Raw genomic sequence first — 22,258 nt, 5'->3', positions numbered from 1 at the left:
AGGGTTGTAAATGATGATAACCATTTCATGGTTTACATTCAATTTACTGAAAAAGAAAGATTTCCGTCGTCGCAAAAGTCCCTTTTACTTTCACAAAGGAGGATATTCAATGAACGAATCCAAATCTGCGCTAATTCAGGCAGTAAGAGACGTCCGCGAGAACCATGTACATGGAGTCACGCTCATTACAGGAGATCGGCAAGAACGGTTTTACAGTTACAAGCAAATCTTTGATAATGCCCTTATGTATTTGCATACCTTGCAAGCTCACGGTATCCGTGCCGGCGACGAGCTTGTATTTCAATTGAACGACGACGAATCGGAGCACTTTATTTTTTTGTTCTGGGCCTGCATACTCGGCGGAATCATTGCCGTACCTGTTTCGGTCGGCAGCAATGCGGAACATAAAAACAAGTTTTTTAAAATCTGGGATACACTCCAAAACCCCTATCTAGCGGCTTCTTCGCCTGTTGTGGAAAGATTGCGCACGCACGCCGCAGGTAACGGACAAAGATTGCGTGACATGGACATGATAGCCGATAAGACCGTGTATCTGGAAACGTTGAGGGGCTCCCTCCCCGCTCACGGAACGATTCATCAAGGCTCGTCCCGTTCGATCGCCTTTATTCAGTTCTCTTCCGGATCGACGGGCAATCCAAAAGGAGTCGTTGTGACCCATGAAAATGTATACATCAACACGCGAGCGATCAATAACCGGTTCGGGACAAGGGATGACGACTCATTTTTGTCATGGATGCCGTTAACTCACGACCTGGGCCTAATCGTCTTCCATATCACCCCGCTCATCAAAGGCGTAAATCAATGTATTATGCCTACATCCGTGTTTATACGAAGACCGACGCTTTGGTTCAAAAAAATCAATGACCACAACATTACCATCACTTCTTCCCCTAATTTCGGATACAAATACTTTCTGAAAATGTTCAAGCCCGAGATTGCCGCCGAGTGGGATTTATCTAGACTGAGAATTATTTTAAATGGCGCTGAACCCATTTCGTCAGAGCTGTGCAATGAGTTTTTGGATCAGATGGCGCCGTACGGATTGCAGCGGACAAGCATGAGGCCGGCTTACGGTCTGGCCGAGGCAACGGTTGCCGTCTCCATATCAGATGGCGACACTGAATTTGCGCCTATCCACCTGGATCGCAGCTTGTTGAACATTGGTCAAGAGATTGCCATATCGGAGAAAGCCTCTGAACAAACACTTACCTTTGTCGAGGTTGGACATGCAGTTGATGACTGTGCAATCCGAATTTGCGATGATCATGATCGCATTCTACCAGATAAGGTAATCGGCCATATTCAAATACAAGGGAAAAATGTAACTGCCGGTTATTACAATAACCGGGAAACGACTGCTGACATGTTCACGGCGGATCAATGGGTCAGAACGGGAGATTTAGGCTTTTCCGTAGATGGAAGGCTGGTTATTACCGGACGTTACAAAGATATGATTATCGTGAACGGCCAGAATATTTATCCGCATGATATTGAACGGACAGCAGAAGAAGTCGCGGGCGTGGAATTAGGGAAAATCGCCGCCTGCGGCATATACAACAAAGATAGAGGCGAGGATGATATCGTCGTATTTGTCGTCAGCAAAAAAAAAGATACGCACTTCGACTCGTTGTCCGAAAGTCTGGAAGACCATTTATTTCAGCGTGGAGGCTGGAAAATCGCGCGGGTAATACCGATTCGGCAAATGCCGAAAACGACAAGCGGTAAAGTGCAGAGGTACAAATTGGCCCAGAATTATGCCGCTTCACAGGTGGAGGGAAACAACCGCAGGAGCCCTGCCCCTGCTTCGACAGAGCGAAAATCTTCATGCCTGGAGCTGATCATGGCTTATTTGCATCATCATTGCAATGCCAAGACCAACCTGAGCGAACATGAATCTTTTGTCAGATTCGGCCTGGATTCGTTAGAAGCCGTCAGAATGATCGATCATGTTGCCGATCGGTTAAACATGGCACTGTCCCCTGCCTTGATCTGGGACTATCCGACGCCGAATAAGCTTGCACAATACTTAGACACGATCGCAAGCGAGCCTTCCGTCCAAGAGCCAGATGCGGATCGCGGATCGATCGAGGATTCAATCGCTATCGTCGGCATGGAAGGGAAATTTCCTGGGGCGGACGGTATCGCGGCATATTGGGAGCTCTTGAAGGGCGGAAAAAGCGCGATTTCCGACATGAGCGACAAAAGGAAAACGTTGTGCGGCATAAATCCCGAATTTCGCATGTTCGGAGGATTTCTAGAGGGCATCGAACTATTCGACAGTGAATTCTTCGCCATCTCCCCAAGAGAGGCGGCATGCATGGATCCCCAACAACGGCTGTTGCTGGAGGTGACATGGAAAGCATTCGAAAATGCCAACATCAATCCGGCTCATCTCAAGGGCGGGGCAACAGGCGTATTTATAGGGGCCAGTTCCACCGATTATCTCTATCTGCCAAAGCCAAGCGATACGAATGCGAAAGAGCCGTATCATGTGTCGGGCGGAGCGTTGAGCATAATCGCCAATCGGATTTCGTATTTTTATGATTTCCAGGGTCCGAGCATGTGTATCGATTCTGCTTGCTCGTCCTCATTAGTAGCCATTCATTATGCATGCCAAAGCCTGCTGAACGGGGAATGCGATGCGGCTGTTGCCGGAGGGGTAAACCTATTGCTTTCCGCTAGCATCACGGAAGGATTGCAGGAAGCTAAAATGCTGTCAGAGGACGGGACATGCAAGACGTTCGACGACAGGGCCAATGGTTATGTCCGCGGAGAAGGCTGCGGGGTCGTTATCTTAAAGCGTTTGAGGGACGCGATTGCAGCCGGAGACCGGATTGACGCTGTCATTAAAGGAACGGCCGTTAATCAAGACGGACGCAGCAACGGCTTAACCGCGCCTAACGGAATTGCACAAAGACAAGTGATACGCAAAGCAATCGAGCAGGCACAGATGAAACCTGCGGACATCGGCTATGTAGAGGCTCATGGCACCGGTACCCCTCTGGGCGATCCCATCGAAGCAGAAGCAATTAAAGAGATTTATGGTTGTCCGTCTGCCGGGTACAGCGGCGACGTCTGCTACCTCGGTTCCGTCAAAACGAATATCGGACATCTTGAAGCTGCTGCCGGCATTGCCGGACTGATCAAAACGGTGCTGGCGATTCAGCACGGCGAAATTCCTGCCCATTTACACATGACCAAGCTAAATCGATACATTAGTCTCGATCATTCCCGCCTCCGCATCCCTGTTGAAACGGAAAGCTGGATCAAGCCTGTAAAAGCGGCCGGGGTCAGCTCGTTCGGATTTGGCGGTACGAATGCACACATTATTGTGCAAGAGGCGCCTGCCCGTGCCGATAAGCGACCTGACAATGCCATGAAATCGAGAGCGCATCTGTTGACATTATCATCCCCTACTCTTAAAGGACTGGGTAGACTTGCTTCCACATACGATTCCTATTTACAGCATGCATCCTCGGAGCAATTAAACACTATCTGCGGAACGGCCAATACACGCCGAACAGCATTCCTGCACAGAGCTTCATTTGTTGGCGGCACACGAAAAGAGATACAAGAGAAAGTCCGGAGCTTCTCCGTTCGCGAGGTCGACGGCATTGCAGGAAGCCTTGTCCATTCTCCGAAAATCGTCTTCATGTTTACGGGACAAGGGAGTCAATATGCAAACATGGCCCGCGGCTTGTATGAAAGCTCAGATGTGTTTCGCTTGAACATGAATCGATGCGCCGATTTAGTAAAGGATCGTTTGGATTACTCTATACTGGATGTCATTTATGATATAGAAAATAAATCTGCGGCAGCCCTTCTACATCGCACAGACTATACGCAGTGCGCTCTTTTCGCGATCGAGTACTCTTTAGCACAAGTATGGCTATCGCTTGGAATCGAACCAGCCGCGGTTGTCGGACACAGCGTGGGCGAATATGTGGCGGCATGCATTGCAGGGGTATTTTCTCTTGATGATGCTTTGGCTATAGTTGCCGAGCGAGGAAAGCTCATGGCGCAGAAGTGCGATCCTGGAGCAATGGCGGCAGTCATGGGAGATACGGAGGAGTTGGAAAGCGTGCTTCGCGCCCATCCGAACGTTGAAATCTCCGCCATTAATAACAGTAATAACTTTGTCATTGCAGGTGCGCCGAATCATGTGGCCGAAGCAACAGATCACCTGCAACGAGCAGGCGTCCATACCGTACCTGTTGAGGTGAACTATGGATTTCATTCACGATTAGTCGAGCCAATGCTGCAAGACTATTACGATCTCATAAAAGGATTGAAATGTAATTCTCCCCAAATCCCACTTGTCTCTAACGTAACTGGCGAATTTATCGGGTCAATCACCGCCGAGTATTGGATCAGGCATACGCGGGAAGCTGTTCGGTTCAAAGACGCTTTATATACATTGGTAAATGACGGGTGCAATATCTTTCTGGAAATCGGTGCAAATGCCATACTGTCCCGGATTGGACAGCGGGAATTCAATCATGGCGTTTGTAAATGGATTCCTTCTCTCTTAAAAGGAAGGGATGATGAATTTGCCCTGCTCGAAGCTGTAGGCAATCTGTATGTCGCTGGCGGTCAAGTCCAATTTGAGGCGCTCTACCCGTTGGACGCTCATGAATGTGCGCAATTGCCGAATTATCCATTTGATTATTCAAATTGCTGGCTAGGCGGTCATATGAATCCGAAATCGCCAAAGGAGGAAGAGTTGGTGAAAACAACCCCAGAAAGCAAAATCGGAACTGCTATTGTTATGGAGATCAAGGGAATATTTGCTGAGCTGTTGAATCAAGACGTTGCAAGAATCGATGAGAATCTGCCTTTATTGGAAATGGGCGCCGACTCGCTCATTCTGATGGAAGTGATTCAAAGGGTAAAAAATAAATATGGAGTAACCTTTTCAGCGCGCGATTTTTTCACCGAAATCACGAGTATTTCCAAGCTATGCGCAGCCATCGAATCGGTTATGCCGGACGAAGCGCCGCCAGCGCTGAGCGAACAGTTGACGAGCCCGACAGCCATTGATTTGCCATCTCCGACACTCTCTATTTCGACTGCCGTCGATTCGCCGTCCCCGGCGCTTTCCAATTCGATGCACAATGAAACGGGGCTACTTGGGTTAATGAGCGAACAACTGGCCTCCATGGAGCGCATCATTCAACATCAATTATCCTTCATCCAGAATCAACCGCTAAATGGAACGACTGTTTATCCAAGTACATCGACTGTTCATCCAAGCACGCCGGGAATCTTGCCAGAATCCCCAGCCACACCTTCACTGCCGGCAATCTCTGAAAAAGCCTGGGTTCCCTTTCAAAGATGGCAGGATCAGAAAGAAGAAAGCGTAACGGGCATGCAAGAACAGTATGCCAGAGAGCTTGTGGCGCGATTGGCCGATAAAACAAAAAAATCGAAAGCGTGGATAGCCAAGCATCGCCCCGTGTTCGCTGATTATCGCGGTGCATCGGGATTCAGGTTTTCCACAAAAGAAGTTCATTATTTGCCGGTTGTCGATCACGCGAAAGGTTCGCGTTTTTGGGATATGGACGGAAATGAATATATCGATTTAACAATGGGCTTCGGGGTAAATTTTTTCGGTCACGCTCCCGAGTTTATCGATGATGCTATTAAGGGCGAGCTCCAAAACGGATATGCACTAGGGCCGCAATCCGGGATCGCGGGAGAAGTAGCCGAGCTCATTCACCAGATTACCGGTATGAACAGATGCACCTTTTGCAATACCGGGACGGAAGCGGTAATGGCTTCCCTCAGGCTTGCGCGCGCCGTAACTGGCAGAAATAAGATCGCCATGTTCGCGGGATCGTATCACGGCACGTATGACGGCGTACTGGCCAGCATGTTCAATCGTCCCGGATCTAACGGAGCTTCGCCTATGGCGCCAGGCGTTCCTGCCGGGATTGCGGAAGACGTCATGATTCTTGAATATAATAATCCGAAATCGCTGGAGATTATCCGATCCATGTCCGGCGAGCTGGCAGCAGTACTGGTCGAGCCTGTTCAAAGCCGTCGTCCTGACGTCGTGCCCATAGCGTTTTTGGAAGAGCTTCGCGAAATCACGCGGAGCAGTAATACGGCGCTGATATTTGATGAAGTGATTACCGGCTTCAGAGTTCATCTTGCTGGGTTCCAGGGCATATCGGGGATTCGACCGGATATGTGCGTGTACGGCAAAATCCTTGGCGGAGGCATGCATATTGGAGTAGTGGCCGGCAGTGCGAAGTTTTTGGATGCCGTGGACGGAGGGCAATGGAATTTTGGTGACCGCTCTTTCCCGCAAGCCGAAACAACCTTAATCGCGGGCACGTTCTGCAAGCATCCCATTACGATGGCTTGTACGTATGCCGTTCTGCATCATCTGCTGGAATCCGGCCCGGAATTACAAGAGAACGTCAATGATAAGACAGCCTACTTGGTGCGCGAGTTGAACGATTTTTTCGAATCCGCGAATATTCCCATGAAAATGGTTCACTTCGGCTCCCTTTTCCGGTTCGTCTATCAAGTGAACATGGATTTGTTTTTCTATGGCTTGCTGGATAAGGGCGTTTATATCTGGGAAGGACGCAACTGCTTCCTGTCGACGGAGCATTCCGACGAAGACATCCGAAAGTTAATCCGGATTATCAAGGATACGATGACGGAGCTTATTGACGCCCAAATGTTTCCTGGCGCCTGTATTCCAACTGGGCAGCATGCCTCCGGTAAGGAACTCATCCCCGTTTCCGAGGATCAGAGGGAGTTATGGGTGCTTTCGCAGCTAGGCGATCAGGCAGCCCTCGCATGCAATGAAACCGTGGTACTTTCCCTTAAAGGCCCGCTCCGCCATTCTCTGTTGATAGAGGCACTGAACAGGGTCGTGGCGCGACATGATTCCTTGCGGGTAACATTCGATCATCAAGGTAATATGTTGCCAATTCGGGAGAGAATTCGGGTCGATATGCCGGTACTGGATCTGAGTTCCGAAACGGATTCGAGCCCAGAATCTGCTGCAATAGATTGGATTCGCGATGACACGGAGCGCCTATTTGCATCGGAAAGCATGTATCGCTGCACGCTGCTAAAATTGACGCCCGAATGGCATTATTTCGTATTTACCGCAAGTCACGTCATCGTGGACGGATACTCTATTGGCATTATTCTTGAAGAAATGTTCGCCGCCTATTCCTCATTGTTGAAAGGCAAGCTCGTTCATTTGTCTGAGCCTTTACAATTAAGAAGTTACTTGGCATGGAAAAAAGAGTTGGAATGCAGCGAGGAGCGTCGAGCCAATAACCTGTATTGGTTGAACAAAATAGGCAGCAAAGCGCCCTTGGATTTGCCGCTTGATAGAAGGCGGCCGCATAAAAAAAGCTATAGTGGCGCCATTGTCCGGCATATGGTCGATCATGCGCTTGCCGATCGGCTGAACCGCTTTTCGCAGCGCAACAAGGTCACTCCTTTCGTAACGTTTTTAAGCGCCTTTGCTTTGCTTCTCAATCGTTTGACAAATCAAACGGATCTGACCGTTGGGGTACCTTATGCCCAGCGAGCTCTGTCTGGCGGATCCAGCTATGTTGGATATGCCATCACATTATTGCCGATATCCATCGAATTGGATGAACATTCTGATTTTGCGCGTTTGCTAAGTCAGGTGAAGGCTTCAATTTTGGAGGCCCAGGAGCACGGCGAATTTTCATTCAGCAGCGTATTCCGGAATCCCGATGCCTCTCATCGGCTAGCACCTCTTGAAGTCGTTTTTAACTATGAACGAAGAGTCAATATCTCGGAGGCTGGCGATATTGTCGTCGATATCATCCCTACTCCCATTACGGCATCGAAATATGAACTCAGTCTCAACGTCATGGAATTCAACCGAAATATTCTTTTGGATCTGACGTATGATCCGAATCTGTTCCAAAAAGATACGATCGAACGTTTTTTAACCTATTACGAAAATATATTGCAAGCCATTATTGAACCGTCCACCGAAAATGCGCCAATCGCGCTGGTTCCTCTCCTTAACGAAGCAGATCGGGAACAGTTGCTTTTTGGCGGAGAACCGTCGGAGCTTCCGCGCGATCATCGCTGCCTGCATGAAGTGTTCGAGACCCAGGCTCGGCATAGGCCCAATGCTGTTGCCGCCGTATATGATCAACAGCAGCTAACCTACGGAGAATTAAATGAAAGGGCCAATCGGCTCGCGCGTCATTTGCGTACGCTCGGTGCAGGGCCTGGCGTGCTGGCAGCAATATTAGTCGAGCGTTCTCTGGACATGCTCGTTGGCATCCTCGGCGTGCTCAAAGCGGGCGCCGCTTATGTGCCAATTGACCCCGCATACCCTGCGGAACGCATCCACTTTATGATGGAAGACGCAGCGCCGGCCGTTCTCCTTACCCAGTCTCATCTATTGCGCTCCTTGCCGCAGCATGGCCTCGCAACGGTGTGCCTGGATGAAGAGCGGAAAACGATAGAAAAATTATCCGGCGAAGATTTGAAAGCGGAACTGTCTTCCACCAGTCTTGCTTACGTGATTTACACCTCTGGTTCCACCGGGAAGCCAAAGGGCGTAATGATTTCGCATGAGAACGTCGTTCGATTGTTTACGTCCACCGAACCCTATTTCGGTTTTCATGAAGAGGATGTTTGGACCTTGTTTCACTCCTATGCTTTTGACTTTTCGGTTTGGGAAATGTGGGGCGCCTGGTTCTTCGGCGGACGGTTGGTGGTCGTGCCGCATCTGACGAGCCGCTCGCCGGCTGCCTTATATCACTTGCTGGAACAGCACAAGGTTACCATCCTCAACCAGACACCGTCGGCATTTCGGCCATTCGCTCAATACGAGGATTCGCAAGACTCGTCCAAATTAAGCCTGCGTTATATTATTTTTGGCGGAGAAGCGCTGGATTTACAATCATTAAAGCCTTGGTTCGCTCGTCACGGCGATCGTTCACCCCAATTTATCAATATGTACGGCATCACGGAAACGACGGTACATGTTACCTACCGCCGAATTACAGCCGATGATATCGGGCCAGACACGGGAAGCTTAATCGGAATTCCGCTTCCGGACATGAAGGTGTACGTGCTTAACCGCCATATGCAGCCTGTACCTCCGGGCGTGCCTGGCGAAATGTACGTAGGGGGAGCTGGAGTCGCTACAGGGTATTTGAACCGGGCAGAATTGAATAGGGAGCGCTTCGTTCTCGATCCGTTTTCCAATGATCCTGATGCGCGCATGTACAAAAGCGGCGATCTGGCACGCATACGCCATAATGGTGAACTCGAATATCTGGGGCGTGCGGATGATCAGGTAAAAATACGAGGATTTCGCATCGAATCTGGAGAAATCGAAGCAGCTCTGAAGGTACACCCTTCCGTAAGGGAAGCTGTCGTTATTGCGGTCGATGATCCGCATGGAGACAAGCGGCTGATTGCTTATGTAGAAACGGATCAATCGGGCGATATCGTGCCAGCGCTGCGGGAGCACCTTGAAAGCAGGCTGCCTGCTTTCATGATCCCTTCTCTCTTTATGAGGCTGCAATCAATGCCTCTTACCCATAACGGTAAAATCGATCGCGATTCGCTTCCGCAGCCTGGTTACGAAAGAACGGATCTGCAGCCGACCTATGTGGCGCCGCGCAATCCGGCTGAAATGAAAATGGCCGCGATCTGGGAAGAAGTGCTTGGAATAAAAGAAGTGGGAGTGGAAGATAACTTTTTCGAGCTTGGAGGCCACTCTTTGCTCGCTACCCGACTTCTCTCCCGCATTCGGGAAGTATTCCAGACAGAGCTCCCTTTGTATGCCCTGTTCGATTTGCCTACTGTTGCTGGGTTAACCTCCAAGCTTGAAGACATGGGAATAACGGGGATGGATTTGAATCCGGTTCTCCTGTCCGAACTGCTGACTGAGCTGGAAAACTTGCCCGAAGAAGAACGGGAAGCTGTTATGCGTGAACTGCCTCATAAGGAGGATGCTTGGGTATGACAGATTTGCGGGATCGTTTAGCCTCGTTGACTCCCGAGCAGCAAAGAGTGTTGGCAGACCGGCTCGCCAAGGACAAAACACCTCGTAAACCGCCCATAAAACCGCAGTCAAGGAACCTGGCGGGATCCGTTATGTCATTTGCTCAACAAAGATTATGGCTGCTTTATCAGCTTGAACCGGGCATGAATCATTATCATATTCCGTTAGCGTTCGAATTTATCGGAGAGTTGGACATACCGGCCTTACAGCGGGCATGGATCGAAGTCATCCGCCGCCACGAATCGTTGAGAACGCGCTTTGCAGCGATGGAAAATGCACCGGTACAAATCATTGAACCGATCGACGCCGTTCAACCAATGAGAGAATGCGATCTGTATGCAGATGACCGAGCCGTGGACAAATACCGGGAAGCTCGCCGCATGATCGATGAGGAGGCTTTCAGGCCGTTCGACTTGGAGCACGGGCCTCCGTGCCGGGGCTTGCTCATCAAAGCCGGCAAATGGGAGAATTTTCTCCTGTTTGCCTTCCATCACATCGTGTTCGACGGTTGGTCACTGGGTGTATTTCAACGGGAACTGCTAACGCTTTATTCCTGCTACTCGCAGGGAAAGACGTCTCCTCTGCCCGAGATTCCCTTCCAGTATGCGGATTATGCGATTTGGCAGCGCAATTGGTTGACGGAAGAAGAATTGGATAAGCAATTGCAATATTGGTTGAAGACCCTGCATCATGCTCCTTCGGCATTAGAGCTGCCCACGGATCGTCCCCGATCCGCTATGCAAACGTTCCGGGGCGATGCCGCTAAATTGTGCATATCGGAAGCCGTAGTGCAGCCGCTCCTGCAATTGAGCCGTCGGGAGGGCTCAACATTGTTTATGACATTGTTGGCAGCTTTTCAAGCTTTGCTTTATCGCTATTCGGGACAGCACGACTTTTGCATCGGCACTCCAATAGCCAATCGCGGAATGTCGGAAATAGAAGGAATGATTGGCTTTTTCGTAAATACGCTCGTAATCAGAAGCGATCTTTCCAGTAACCCGACATTCCGCGAACTGATGCAACAAACTAAGAAACAGGTGCTGGGCGCATATGAGCATCAGGATCTTCCCTTCGATCAACTGGTGCATGCGCTGCAACCCGATCGCGAAACGAGCCATAGTCCGTTATTCCAAGTTATGTTCGCGATGAATGACGATTCGTTTCAGCATATGGTGCAATCGGACGGGCTGCAGATAAAGCTATTTCCGATCGTCGATAAGACATCGAAATATGATCTCTCCTTGACGATAAGCCATATCAGGGATCAAGGACTCACTGCCGAACTGGAGTACAACACGGATCTTTTTGATTCGCAGACCATAGAGAGGATGCTGGAGCATTTTCAACATCTATTGGAAAGCATCGTGCTCAATCCCGACTTGTCCGTAAGCAGCCTGGAGATTATGGGCGAATGCGAGCGGCAGCTTCTGTTATCGACATGGAATCGGACAGAAGCCGCTTATGCGAGCGATATGTGCATCCATGAAATTGTAGAGAAACAAGCTTCCTTATTCCCGAATGCGATTGCGGTGACATCCGGCGCCGAGCAGTTCACCTATCGGGATGTCAACATTCGCGCGAACCGGATGGCCCGCCATCTGCAGCGGCTGGGCATTGGTCCGGAAGTACTGGTAGGATTGTTGGCCGACCGTTCAGCCGAGCAAATGATCGGATTGCTCGCAATATTGAAATCCGGCGGGGCCTATGTACCAATCGATCCGGCTTACCCTGACGAACGGATCGCTTATATGATCGAAGATGCCCAAATTCATGTACTGTTGACTCAAGAGCGGCATGCAGAGCGGGTTCGGGTTCGGCACACGAATATGACCGTTCTTCTGTTGGACGGATTCGGCATCATTCCGCAAGATGACGATGAATTGGCTCCCGACAGCGGTGCTGCACCCGGCAATTTGGCCTATGTCGTTTACACTTCCGGTTCGACGGGTCGCCCTAAGGGAGTCGAAATCGAACATCGCAGCTTGCTTAATTTAGTGTCTTGGCATCAGAGCGCGTATCGCATATCCAGCAGCGATCGGGCGACAATGCTGGCCGGTCCCGCTTTTGACGCTTCCGTCTGGGAGCTGTGGCCCTATTTGGCCAGCGGCGCCTCTATTCATATTCCGGACGAGGAAACCCGCTTGGATCCGGATCGCCTCCGTGACTGGCTCGTGAATGAGCGCATTACCGTCAGCTTTTTGCCCACGCCGCTCGCTGAGGCGGTTGTCTCTTTGAACTGGCCTGACGCGTGCTCGCTGCGATGTATGCTTACCGGGGGGGATAGACTGCGTTATTTTCCGCCAGAAACTTTGCCGTTTCTCCTGTTCAATCATTACGGACCAAGCGAAGGAACCGTTGTCGCCACATCATGCCAAGTGCCTGCAAAATCCAGGTCTTCCGCGGAGCTTACAGCACCGACTATTGGCCGCCCGATCGCAAATATGAGAATTTATTTGTTGGATCGGCAGCACCATCCCGTTCCTGTCGGCGTTGTCGGCGAATTATACATTGCAGGCCACGGTCTGGCCCGCGGTTATCTGCGAAGGCCCGAACTTACGGCCGAGCAGTTCGGGTACGCTCCTTCTCTTCCAGGGGAACGAATGTATCGAACTGGCGATCTTGCCCGTTTTTTGCCAGACGGCTCGATTGAATTTATGGGACGCGCCGACGATCAGATAAAAATAAGAGGATATCGCATTGAACCTGGCGAAATCGAGGCGGCACTTACGCTCCACCCAGCCGTTGAGCAGGCGATCGTTGCGGTAAAGGAGCATCAACCAGAGGAAAAACGGCTGATTGCGTACGTGATCCCGTCAGCCAATACCACTCACGGATTGGATTTAAACGAGCTTCGGCTGCATGTGCAGACCCGGCTTCCAAAATATATGGTTCCTGCGGCTTTCGTCGTTATGGAGGCTCTCCCTATGACGCCTAATGGCAAAGTGGATCGCAATGCGTTGCCGTCGCCGAATTTCACAGACAAAGAGGAATATGTACCTCCCCGAACGCGGACCGAAAAAAAGTTGGCTGACATTTGGTCGCAGGTGCTCGGTATTGAACCCATCAGCATCCATGATAATTATTTCAGTTTGGGCGGCGACTCCATTTTAAGCACTCAAATTGCAGGCAAAGTACGTCAAGTGGGACTCGAAATGAGGCCTAAATATCTTTTTCAATATCAATCGATCGCGGAGCTGGCTCCCGTATTGGAAGCACTGAAGTCGCCCGATCCGCGCGATTGCGGGCAGCGAGAAGTGGCGGGCTCGCTGCCGCTTACTCCGATTCAGCGCTGGTTATTCGAGGAGATGTCCGTTCCCGAGCATTTCAATCAGTCCCTGATTTTGTCCGTAAATTCCCAAATAAGCTATAAAGTCCTGCAGAGAGCGCTCGCCCATGTAGTGGCTCACCATGATGCGCTGCGCCTCCGATTTACGATGGGCCGATCGGGTTGGGAACAGGCATATGCCGCTTTTACGGACGTATCGCCTCTGAAGCGCATCGATCTTCGCAATCAGCCTGCGAGCCTACAGGCAGATGCTTTTTCAGCCGCGATTTCAGAGGCTCAAACCGGCTTCGATTTAAGCGAAGGCATGCTGCTGCGGGCCATCTATTTTGACTGTGGCGCCGGACAGGCGGGAAAGCTGGCATTGATTATCCATCATCTGGCGATAGATGGCGTTTCATGGCGCATTTTGCTTGATGATTTATGCACGAGCTGTCAGCAATTAATAGCCGGCGAATCCGTATCCTTGCCGGCGAAAACCGCTTCATATCAAGATTGGGCACGCAGCCTTGCAGCTCTTGCCGACACGGATCAACTGCGGGCAGAGCTGGAATACTGGTTACATCAAGTCAACTCCCCCCTTCCCCTAATTCCGCTTGATTGCCCAGACGGAGCAAATACGACAGCATCTATGGCAGTTGCGGTATCAAATTTGTCTTCTGATGAAACACGGATTCTGTTGCAGGAGGCTCCATCAGCATTCGGCGCGCAAATTGACGCTATTTTGTTGGCTGCGCTCGGCCGCGCTGTCTCGGGATGGTCGGGAGAAAGAAAGTTGTTTATCCATATGGAGGGGCATGGTAGAGAAGAATTAGTCACGGACATTGATATCTCGCGTACAGTAGGTTGGTTTACGAACATGTATCCATTCATGCTCGAAGTGAAAGAAAGCGCAGATATAAACGCGGATATTCAGGCGGTAAAGGAGCGGCTTCATCGAATTTCTCATCGCGGAATCGGCTATGGCTTACTGCGCTATATGACCGAAAATGACGGTATTTCGAATCAGCTTCGCAAGCTTCCACGACCAATGATAAGCTTTAATTATTTGGGGCAATTCAATGTTGAATGGAGCAAGAGAGAGGAAGCTTTATTCACGCTGGTAGCGGATACGGCAGGACAGGATATTGCGCCAGATTCCGAACGGGTTCACTATATTGACGTGGCGGCAATGGTGACGTCAGGCTGCCTGCACATAAGCTTGTCCTACAGTGAAAATGTCCACCATAAGCAAACGATCGAAAATCTAGCTCGAAGGTTCGAAGGAGAGCTTCGAACCTTGATTGAATTATGCCAGCAATCAAAATGCCATACATCTGTAAACGAGCTGAAGATGAACGATGCAAGCGCGTTTGATACAAGTAGCAAATGGTTCGTTCGCAAAAAAGAGAATCCGCAAGCCGCAATAAGGCTGTTTTGTTTGCCTTATGCTGGAGGAAACGCGTCCATTTTCCGATCATGGCATGAATATGTGCCAGCATTCGCTGAGGTTTGTGCAGTTCAGTATCCGGGCAGAGGCGCGAGACTGCGCGAACCTGCCCACACAAGCATGCCGTCGCTGTTGGAAGCAGTCTCGCATGCGATGAGGCCTTTATTGGATAAACCGTATATTCTGTTTGGTTACAGTATGGGAGCCTTATTGGCATATGAATTGTCGATCTTATTATCGAGGAGTTTGAATCGTCCTCCGCTCAAGCTTATTGTCGCGGGATTGAATGCTCCGTTTGTACAAAGTCCGGTATCGCCCATTCATGATTTGACCGAGGAAGAATTCCGAAAGCGACTTCGTCTGAACGGGGGAATGCCAGAAGAGCTGATTGATGACGAGGAGTTGCTGGATCTTTTGTCCCCTTCCCTGAGGGCCGACTTTTCGGTTTGCGAAACTTATGAATATACACGAGGCACCGTACCTTGTCCCATCGTTGCATTAGGCGGACAAGACGACGAATTTCTGTCCAAACAATCGTTGGCATCCTGGCGGATCTTGACCAACGCCGATTTTTCATGCAAGCTGCTCCCGGGAGGACACTTTTTCTTGCACGCTCATCCAGAGCAGTTATTGTCGACAATTAGAAAAGAAATCGAATGCGTCAATACCGAAACTATTTACGCAAGCAAAACATGAATGGTGGAACATGTGGAGTCTGCTGAAATTTTTTCAGCAGACTCCCCTTTGTATCCCGTTGGTTTATCGCCTATAACAGTGGAAGAAAGGAAAAGTCGTTTCCGGCCCGATGATAAGGAATCGACTTTTTTAATTTACTGTAGGTACTTCACGCCCTTGTTGAACTTTTCAATAGTATTGAATTGGCTGAGGTGTATATGTGATCGCTCAGTTTATCATTTTTTTATTAAAATATACGCCGTGCTACTGTATATAAAGGATGGTTGAATAAAAATCCTAAATAAGAAGAATTCTACACATGCATCATCCAATTTCTAGTTATTCAGGATGAAGATCCAGAAAGATTAATTTTCACAAACATCAGTTATTTGGAGGCTTGAAAATGATCTCAATCGTGACCCGCTCCATGATATTGCTTCTCCTCCTTACCTATTTTTCGGATAGCAGCATGATCGTCCGTGCTGACTACAAGGCGCCATCTACAGAAATGATCATAAGTGTAAGGACAAGCCCCTCCGCAACATATGAACATAAAATGGTTTTGAAAAGTAAGGAAGCCATTCGTTTATGGCAGGATAGCATGGAAGAAAAAACAGAACATCGCCCTATATACTCCGACATTTATGTAACGATCACAGAAAATAATAGGACAAGAAATTTCCGTATGGAGCGATCTGGTGTCCTATGGAATGAAGCTGAATCAACACGTCTTATTCTTACTCCCAAAGCAACGAAGCAGTTACTGGCACATGCTGATTCATTAAGAGAACGTCATTATGGGACGATCATCCCTTGGAATGAAGCGAAAGCACTCCTTCCGAGAAAAAGCATGTTCTCGATTATTGATATGGAGAAAGGATTGAAATTTCGTGTCCAGCGTCGTGCGGGAAGCAGGCATGCCGATGTGCAGCCGCTAACCAAAGAGGACACGAAGACAATGAAGCAGGTGTATGATGATCATTGGAGCTGGAATCGGAAAGCAATAGTAGTCGTTACAGATGACAATAGGAAAATTGCTGCTTCTATGAATGGGATGCCTCATGGCGGCGACGGGATTCCAGATAATGGGTTTTCCGGACACTTCTGCGTACATTTTTTAGGCAGCAGTACGCATCGATCCATTCATCCAGACTTATTGCATCAGGTGATGGTTTACACGGCCGCTGGAAAAATAGAGGATTTTTTACATAGCTTGTCGCCCGAGATGCTCTCGGAAGTATTTATTGAAGCATTGTCTCAACGTGATTTTAACCTCCTTACAGCAGTGTCTGAAGGTGCGAGTTCTGAAACGGTAAACTACTTTCTACAGGAGATGGAGAGCGGAGCGACATATCGGATGATGAAAAGAAAAGAAGCTCCCGATACAGACAACAGGGATCTATTAACTGCAGTATTAGAACTACCTGTTCTCATAAAAAAGAAGAACTTGTCAGAAAAAGGCGTTGCCATTCGATTTGAATTTGCAAGGGAATCCGTTTTTTCACCTTGGAAAATAAGGAATGTAAGTCCCAGAAAAAAATGAAGAGAGCGTAGTTCGCTCTCTTTAACTGTATGATTTTTGTATATGCAATCTAACCATTTGATTTGAATACTAAATAATCGTGTAAGCGGATCAGATCTATACATATCATAAATTTCATTTGCTCAATTCACCTGTTCGAGTGATATGCTTTTTCCGTATGATATGAATCGTACTTAGTATAACGAGCGATATGATAATGCTCCCGAATTGCAGCGTGGCGATAGCGAATAGAGCGCCGAGTCCAGGTTCTGATTCTTGGTAGGTTAAGATTGGTGGTACGCGATATGCATCCGGGAGAAAGACAAATCGCATAATTTCTAAGTATGTAAGGTGAAAACCAATTGACGCCCAGAGACTTCCGGTCCATAAACGGAGCAACTGCAAGCCTATTCCAAAACAAAAAATGATTACGATGTAAAAGATGTCAAGCGATACACCTGGTGCAAGCCCAACGAACGCTTGAATTAAGGCAACCGCTGTCGTAACAGACACAAATAGTAAGGTTTGAAATAATACGGACAGCCAAGCTGGGAATCGATGACGCAAAACATCATAAAGGAACCCTCGCAGCCCTAGTTCTTCTGGCAAAGCTTCATATAAAAATGCATATAATGCATTAATGAGCAGCGCAACAAACCACTGATCGGGGGCCTGCCATTTTTCAAAGACAATCCACCCTTGAGCACTGGCAATAATAAGACTCAATGCAGCCAATGCAATTGCCAAGAGACCTCCAGTTATAAAGTGATATCCCCTTCTCCAGGCATATACCGGCGTCTGGGGTTTCATACCAGTCATCCGATAGACATACTGATATAAATACAAAATAATAGGAACAACAAGCCCGCTCATTACAAGACCCTTTACCACATATTGGGCATGCATTGATGGACCGAACAACTGTAAAGTAACATCACCGGAAGATGAAGCTAGAAACAGAGCAGCAACTACTGTTGCCCATCCGGCGAGCAACAAACCCAACCATTTCCTAGTTTGATTTTCTCTCGCGTGCATTACGTTTCAGTCCTTTCATTTCGAACAGGAGTAGATTTATTTTCTTGAAAAGACGTCCTTTATCGCACCCATTAGTGCGGATGGGAGTAAAGTAACAGCAAAGTCTCTTATAAGTCTTTTCTCGTGAACATCGCTGCAGTTAAGAAGTAGGAAGCAATGAACAACAGAAAGATGCCGGTCAGAATAAGGTATAGTGTTGGATTACTTTGTAAACCGTTCTCGTGGATCATATTCATCATCAATGCTGTCGGCTGCGCTATAAAGATTAGGATTAAGAAGAAAACACCATTGATAATAGACGTTCCTTTTTTGCTTAGCGAGTAAAAAAGCGGCAAATAAATAGCAGTCATGGCAATTACGATGGCAGCTGGTCCTAGTATATCCATGACCGTTAAGTCAGGCTTGTTAAGCCCTGGGTATGTCATTTGAACAAGCGAATGAATGCTATAAGAAGCAATAACTCCAAAAAGTGTACATATAATGGCCGTAATGTATTTCGCTTTGATGATTTGCTTGCGGCTAACCGGCAATGTAACCAGGAAATTATGGTTATGGTTTTTGATGTCGATCATCGTAGCGAGACTGAGTGTACCGAAAGCCGTATAGATACCCACGAGGTGGATTGATGATGAATGCTTTGGTATAAAAACAACACTGAATACAACAAGATACATGAGAGTTGTCCACAGTGAGCTTTTCAAAGCGATGAAATCTTTCCGAAGCAAGTTAAGCATGTACACATCCTCCCTTGGCCGTGAAATACATGATGTCTTCTAAGGTTGGCTTATCTAGTAGGGCATAATTTCCGAATAAATGCTCGGCCTCCGTTCTGTTATCTACTAATCCTTCAAAGCCGACAGATGTCTCGCGAATCCCGATAAATTTATTGCGAATATCGGAATCAAGAAGCTCTAGGTCGCCTTTTACAATGGCGTATCTCTCGAATACCGTATCTTTCGTTTCATTAAATACGAGTTTTCCTCGATTAATGAAAGCAATGTAGTCGGCAATCCGATCCAGATCGGTTGTGATGTGGGTGGAGAAAATAACCGAATTTCTCTCATTCTGCATCATCTCTGCAAGCAGATCGAGCATCTCTCTGCGGAAAATAGGATCAAGTCCAGAGGTTGGCTCATCCATGATGAGGAGTTCGGCATCATGCGATAACGCAACAGCTAGGGAAAACTTCACCTTCATCCCCTTGGATAACTGTTCAATCTTCTTTTTCGGGGACAGCTCGAACTGCTCTAGATAGCTGTTAAACTTCTGTTCGTTCCATTTTTTATAAAAAGGTGCAATCATTTTCTTCATGTCATGAATCGTAAGGTGTTCGTAATAGAAGCAATCATCCGACACGATGCCGATGCGCTGCTTGATTTCTATTTCTTGCCCAGGCATCCCACAGCCGAGTATCTTTACGCTTCCGGCATCAGGTCGAATCATGCCAAGCATCATCTTGATCAAGGTGCTCTTCCCTACACCATTGGGACCAATCAGACCGGTAATGTAGCCCTGTTTCACATCCAAAGATATCTGATCAACGGTGAAATGAGGGTATGATTTCGATAAATTACGTATCTCGATTGCATTCATGGTGTGTGTTCCTCCTCGAACAATAGCTTTATATGATCAATTACTTCTTGTTGGCTCATGCTTAATTCCTTGCTTTCACGAATGATCTCTATCATTTTTTCTTCTAATTGTTTCATACGCTGCTCCCGAATGAAGTCTTTATTGGCCCCTGATACGAAAGACCCTTTGCCTACAACTGAGTCGATTAACTTCTCCTTCTCCAGCTCTTCATATACACGCTTGGTTGTGATAACGCTGACTTGCAAATCCTTGGCCAGCTGCCGAATGGAAGGAAGACTGTCCCCTGCACGTAGCTCTCCGCTCAGAATGCTTTGCCTGATTTGGTTCAATATTTGGATGTAAATCGGATCGTTTGATGCGTTGGAAATAATAATTTTCAGGATTTCTCACCTCAATGCTCTTGTCTTTATAATATCTAGTGTGCATATACAATATATACATTATTTCAATTGGTGTCAATATAGTATTTAGTGTATATATATACTATGCACACTATCAATCTACTTGACTTCTGCCTCCGTGTAACGGATTAGTATGAGATACGATATCACTGAAGACATCGGAGTCAAATATTTCGCGAATTAAAAATATATTGAAAATTTTAATTGAAAGACAATATAATAGTTACCAATCCCTATATATGGAATGGTGGTGATATAGAAGGAAAACCGATATGTGGATGCCCATCGTTTTTTGAAAGCGGTGTCACAGTTTTATGATGATTATGTTATGGGAGGGAATTAATTGAAACTACTTCACACAATCCAATGGAGAAAGCTGTCGCTTACACTCGCTGTCGCCTCGTTGGCGACCGCAGGATTCACGCCTGCACTACCTGTTCCTTTCAGTGCTGTACCTTCTGTCTATGCGGAGCAAGACATGTCGAATTCGCTGCAACAAGCCTTCGAATCTGCGGCTAAGGAATTCGGTGTACCGGTGGAAATTTTGATGTCAGTCTCCTATAACCTTACGCGGTGGGAGCATCATAATGGCGAGCCAAGCACATCGGGTGGGTTCGGCATTATGCATTTGACTGATGTATCGAAACAGCAGCCAGAAGAACAGAATCGAACCGCTGACCAAGGGAGTACACTAGAATCGATAGACGATTCGAGCCATCATACTCTCCCTGAAGCAGCCCAACTCCTAAAAATAAATCCAATCTTTCTAAAGAAGGATCCTGTAGAGAACATTCGAGGCGGAGCTGCTCTGCTGGCGAAGTATGCGAAGGACATCGCAGGCAAACTGCCTGTATCGGATTCCGATTGGTATGGTGCTATTGCCAAATACAGCGGCTCACAAGAGTTGTATTACGCTCAGGATTTTGCGGATCAAGTCTACCATTCGATTCAGCAAGGGCTTTCGCGAAAGACGCCAGAAGGACAATCGCTTCGGATGCCAGCCAGAAATGTCAAGCCCAACGTTGAAACGATTCAAACCCTGCACCTGCGTTCAACGATAACGAAAAATGCGGACTGCCCTCGCCTTCTTCCATGCAGATCTATTCCTGCAGCCTATCAGCAGAACGGGATTGACTCGTCAGACTATTCCAACTATGATCTAGCAGATCGTCCTAAATTCGGACCTGATATCCGATATATTGTCATTCATGACACCGAAGAAACGTACCGCGATACAATTGGTATATTTGCAAATCCCAAAAAGAGTGTTGCCGCCCATTATGTTGTTCGTTCCTTCGATGGCGATGTTACACAAATGGTCAATAACAAAGACGTCCCATGGCATGCTGGCAACTACTACTTCAATATGCATTCCATTGGCATCGAGCATGAAGGATATGCGATGGAAGGAGCGACCTGGTTTACTGAAAGGCTGTACCGTTCTTCTGCCGCACTCGTTCATTATTTAGGCGAAAAATATGATATTCCGCTTGATCGCGCTCATATTATTGGTCACAATGAAATACCGGGGCTTACTCCGAAGCGAACAGCGGCAATGCATCAGGATCCTGGCCCATTCTGGGATTGGGAGCACTACATGGAGCTGGTTGGAGCACCGCTCGGCACCGTGCATCGCCTCAAGGACATCGTGACAATCAAGCCTAATTTTAAGAGTAATTTGCCATTAGTCAAGGATGCGCCTCTTCAGCCGACGAACTTCGTTTATTTATACAAGGAGCCTAAATTTGACGCTGATCTCCTTGATGACCCTGCCCTTGCCGTTCAAGACAAGAAAGACGGACTCAGCATAGGCGCTAAAGCAACGACAGGGCAAACCTTCTCGCTCGCAGGCGAGCTTGGAAATTGGACTGCAATCTGGTACGGCGGACAGAAGGCATGGTTCTATAACCCGTCAGGAAACAATGCAGTTGCGGGCATAGGAGAGCTAATCACTCCAAAAGCAGGCGCGGCTTCTATTCCGGTCTATGGTGCGGCCTACCCGGAAGCAGCGGCTTATGCTGCTGATATGAAGCCGAATGAGCTGGCACCACTGCAATACTCGATTGCCCAGGGGCAGTCCTATGTTGCCGTTGAAAAGGTCAATGGCGATTATTACGACGCCCCAGTATTCACGAAAGACCCTTATGCAACCAATAAGCACATTAAAGGCAAAGAAATGTTCTACCGAATCTATTTCAACCACCGCTTCGCCTTCGTGAAAGCTTCTGATGTCGAGAAGGTTGCGAGTGCGGAATGATAAGAA

The 22,258-nt window shown here is 48.0% G+C and carries 8 protein-coding genes; 4 read left to right on the top strand and 4 right to left on the bottom strand.

Features of this window, described 5'->3' with window-relative positions; translation table 11 throughout:
- Positions 1–109: 109 nt before the first annotated feature.
- The 3 genes from ACQ5BJ_RS02805 to ACQ5BJ_RS02795 all read left to right on the top strand — a co-directional run bounded on the left by ACQ5BJ_RS02805 (position 110) and on the right by ACQ5BJ_RS02795 (position 16,987).
- Positions 110–10,018: an amino acid adenylation domain-containing protein gene (locus ACQ5BJ_RS02805; RefSeq protein ID WP_430108353.1), complete on the top strand. Its 9,909-nt coding sequence runs from the start codon at positions 110–112 to the stop codon at positions 10,016–10,018.
- The gene (locus ACQ5BJ_RS02800; protein ID WP_430108350.1) at positions 10,015–15,465 is read left to right on the top strand and encodes an amino acid adenylation domain-containing protein; all 5,451 of its coding nucleotides are present in this window, start codon (positions 10,015–10,017) and stop codon (positions 15,463–15,465) included. The genes ACQ5BJ_RS02805 and ACQ5BJ_RS02800 overlap by 4 nt, the downstream gene beginning before the upstream one ends.
- Before the next feature lie 382 nt (positions 15,466–15,847).
- The gene (locus ACQ5BJ_RS02795) at positions 15,848–16,987 is read left to right on the top strand and encodes a hypothetical protein (RefSeq protein WP_430108347.1); all 1,140 of its coding nucleotides are present in this window, start codon (positions 15,848–15,850) and stop codon (positions 16,985–16,987) included.
- Between the two features lie 114 nt (positions 16,988–17,101).
- On the opposite strand, the gene ACQ5BJ_RS02790 is transcribed toward ACQ5BJ_RS02795, so the two are convergent.
- The 4 genes from ACQ5BJ_RS02790 to ACQ5BJ_RS02775 form a co-directional block, all read right to left on the bottom strand.
- Positions 17,102–18,001 (bottom strand): CPBP family intramembrane glutamic endopeptidase, encoded by a 900-nt coding sequence (locus ACQ5BJ_RS02790; RefSeq protein ID WP_430108345.1) that lies wholly within the window; start codon positions 17,999–18,001, stop codon positions 17,102–17,104.
- 107 nt (positions 18,002–18,108) lie between these two features.
- On the bottom strand, positions 18,109–18,735 hold the full coding sequence (locus ACQ5BJ_RS02785; protein WP_430108342.1) for an ABC-2 transporter permease: 627 nt from the start codon (positions 18,733–18,735) through the stop codon (positions 18,109–18,111).
- Positions 18,728–19,594: an ABC transporter ATP-binding protein gene (locus tag ACQ5BJ_RS02780; protein WP_430108339.1), complete on the bottom strand. Its 867-nt coding sequence runs from the start codon at positions 19,592–19,594 to the stop codon at positions 18,728–18,730. Before ACQ5BJ_RS02780 ends, ACQ5BJ_RS02785 begins: the two co-directional genes overlap by 8 nt.
- Positions 19,591–19,974 (bottom strand): GntR family transcriptional regulator, encoded by a 384-nt coding sequence (locus tag ACQ5BJ_RS02775; RefSeq protein WP_430109417.1) that lies wholly within the window; start codon positions 19,972–19,974, stop codon positions 19,591–19,593. Before ACQ5BJ_RS02775 ends, ACQ5BJ_RS02780 begins: the two co-directional genes overlap by 4 nt.
- 364 nt (positions 19,975–20,338) lie before the next feature.
- On the opposite strand from ACQ5BJ_RS02775, the gene ACQ5BJ_RS02770 reads away from it, so the two are divergent.
- Entirely contained in the window at positions 20,339–22,252 is a 1,914-nt protein-coding gene (locus ACQ5BJ_RS02770; protein ID WP_430108337.1) for an N-acetylmuramoyl-L-alanine amidase, read from the top strand.
- Positions 22,253–22,258: the final 6 nt, after the last annotated feature.

This window comes from Paenibacillus sp. B1-35 (genome assembly GCF_050474385.1).
GTDB lineage: Bacteria > Bacillota > Bacilli > Paenibacillales > Paenibacillaceae > Paenibacillus_B > Paenibacillus_B alvei.
Note: the sequence above shows the minus strand (reverse complement) of the source record. Positions and strands in the feature narration are given on the sequence as shown.

Coding starts and splice junctions, on each gene's coding strand:
- ACQ5BJ_RS02785 (WP_430108342.1), bottom strand. CDS start 18,735: ATGCTTAACTTGCTTCGGAAAGATTTCATCGCTTTGAAAAGCTCACTG.
- ACQ5BJ_RS02790 (WP_430108345.1), bottom strand. CDS start 18,001: ATGCACGCGAGAGAAAATCAAACTAGGAAATGGTTGGGTTTGTTGCTC.
- ACQ5BJ_RS02795 (WP_430108347.1), top strand. CDS start 15,848: ATGATCTCAATCGTGACCCGCTCCATGATATTGCTTCTCCTCCTTACC.
- ACQ5BJ_RS02800 (WP_430108350.1), top strand. CDS start 10,015: ATGACAGATTTGCGGGATCGTTTAGCCTCGTTGACTCCCGAGCAGCAA.
- ACQ5BJ_RS02805 (WP_430108353.1), top strand. CDS start 110: ATGAACGAATCCAAATCTGCGCTAATTCAGGCAGTAAGAGACGTCCGC.
- ACQ5BJ_RS02780 (WP_430108339.1), bottom strand. CDS start 19,594: ATGAATGCAATCGAGATACGTAATTTATCGAAATCATACCCTCATTTC.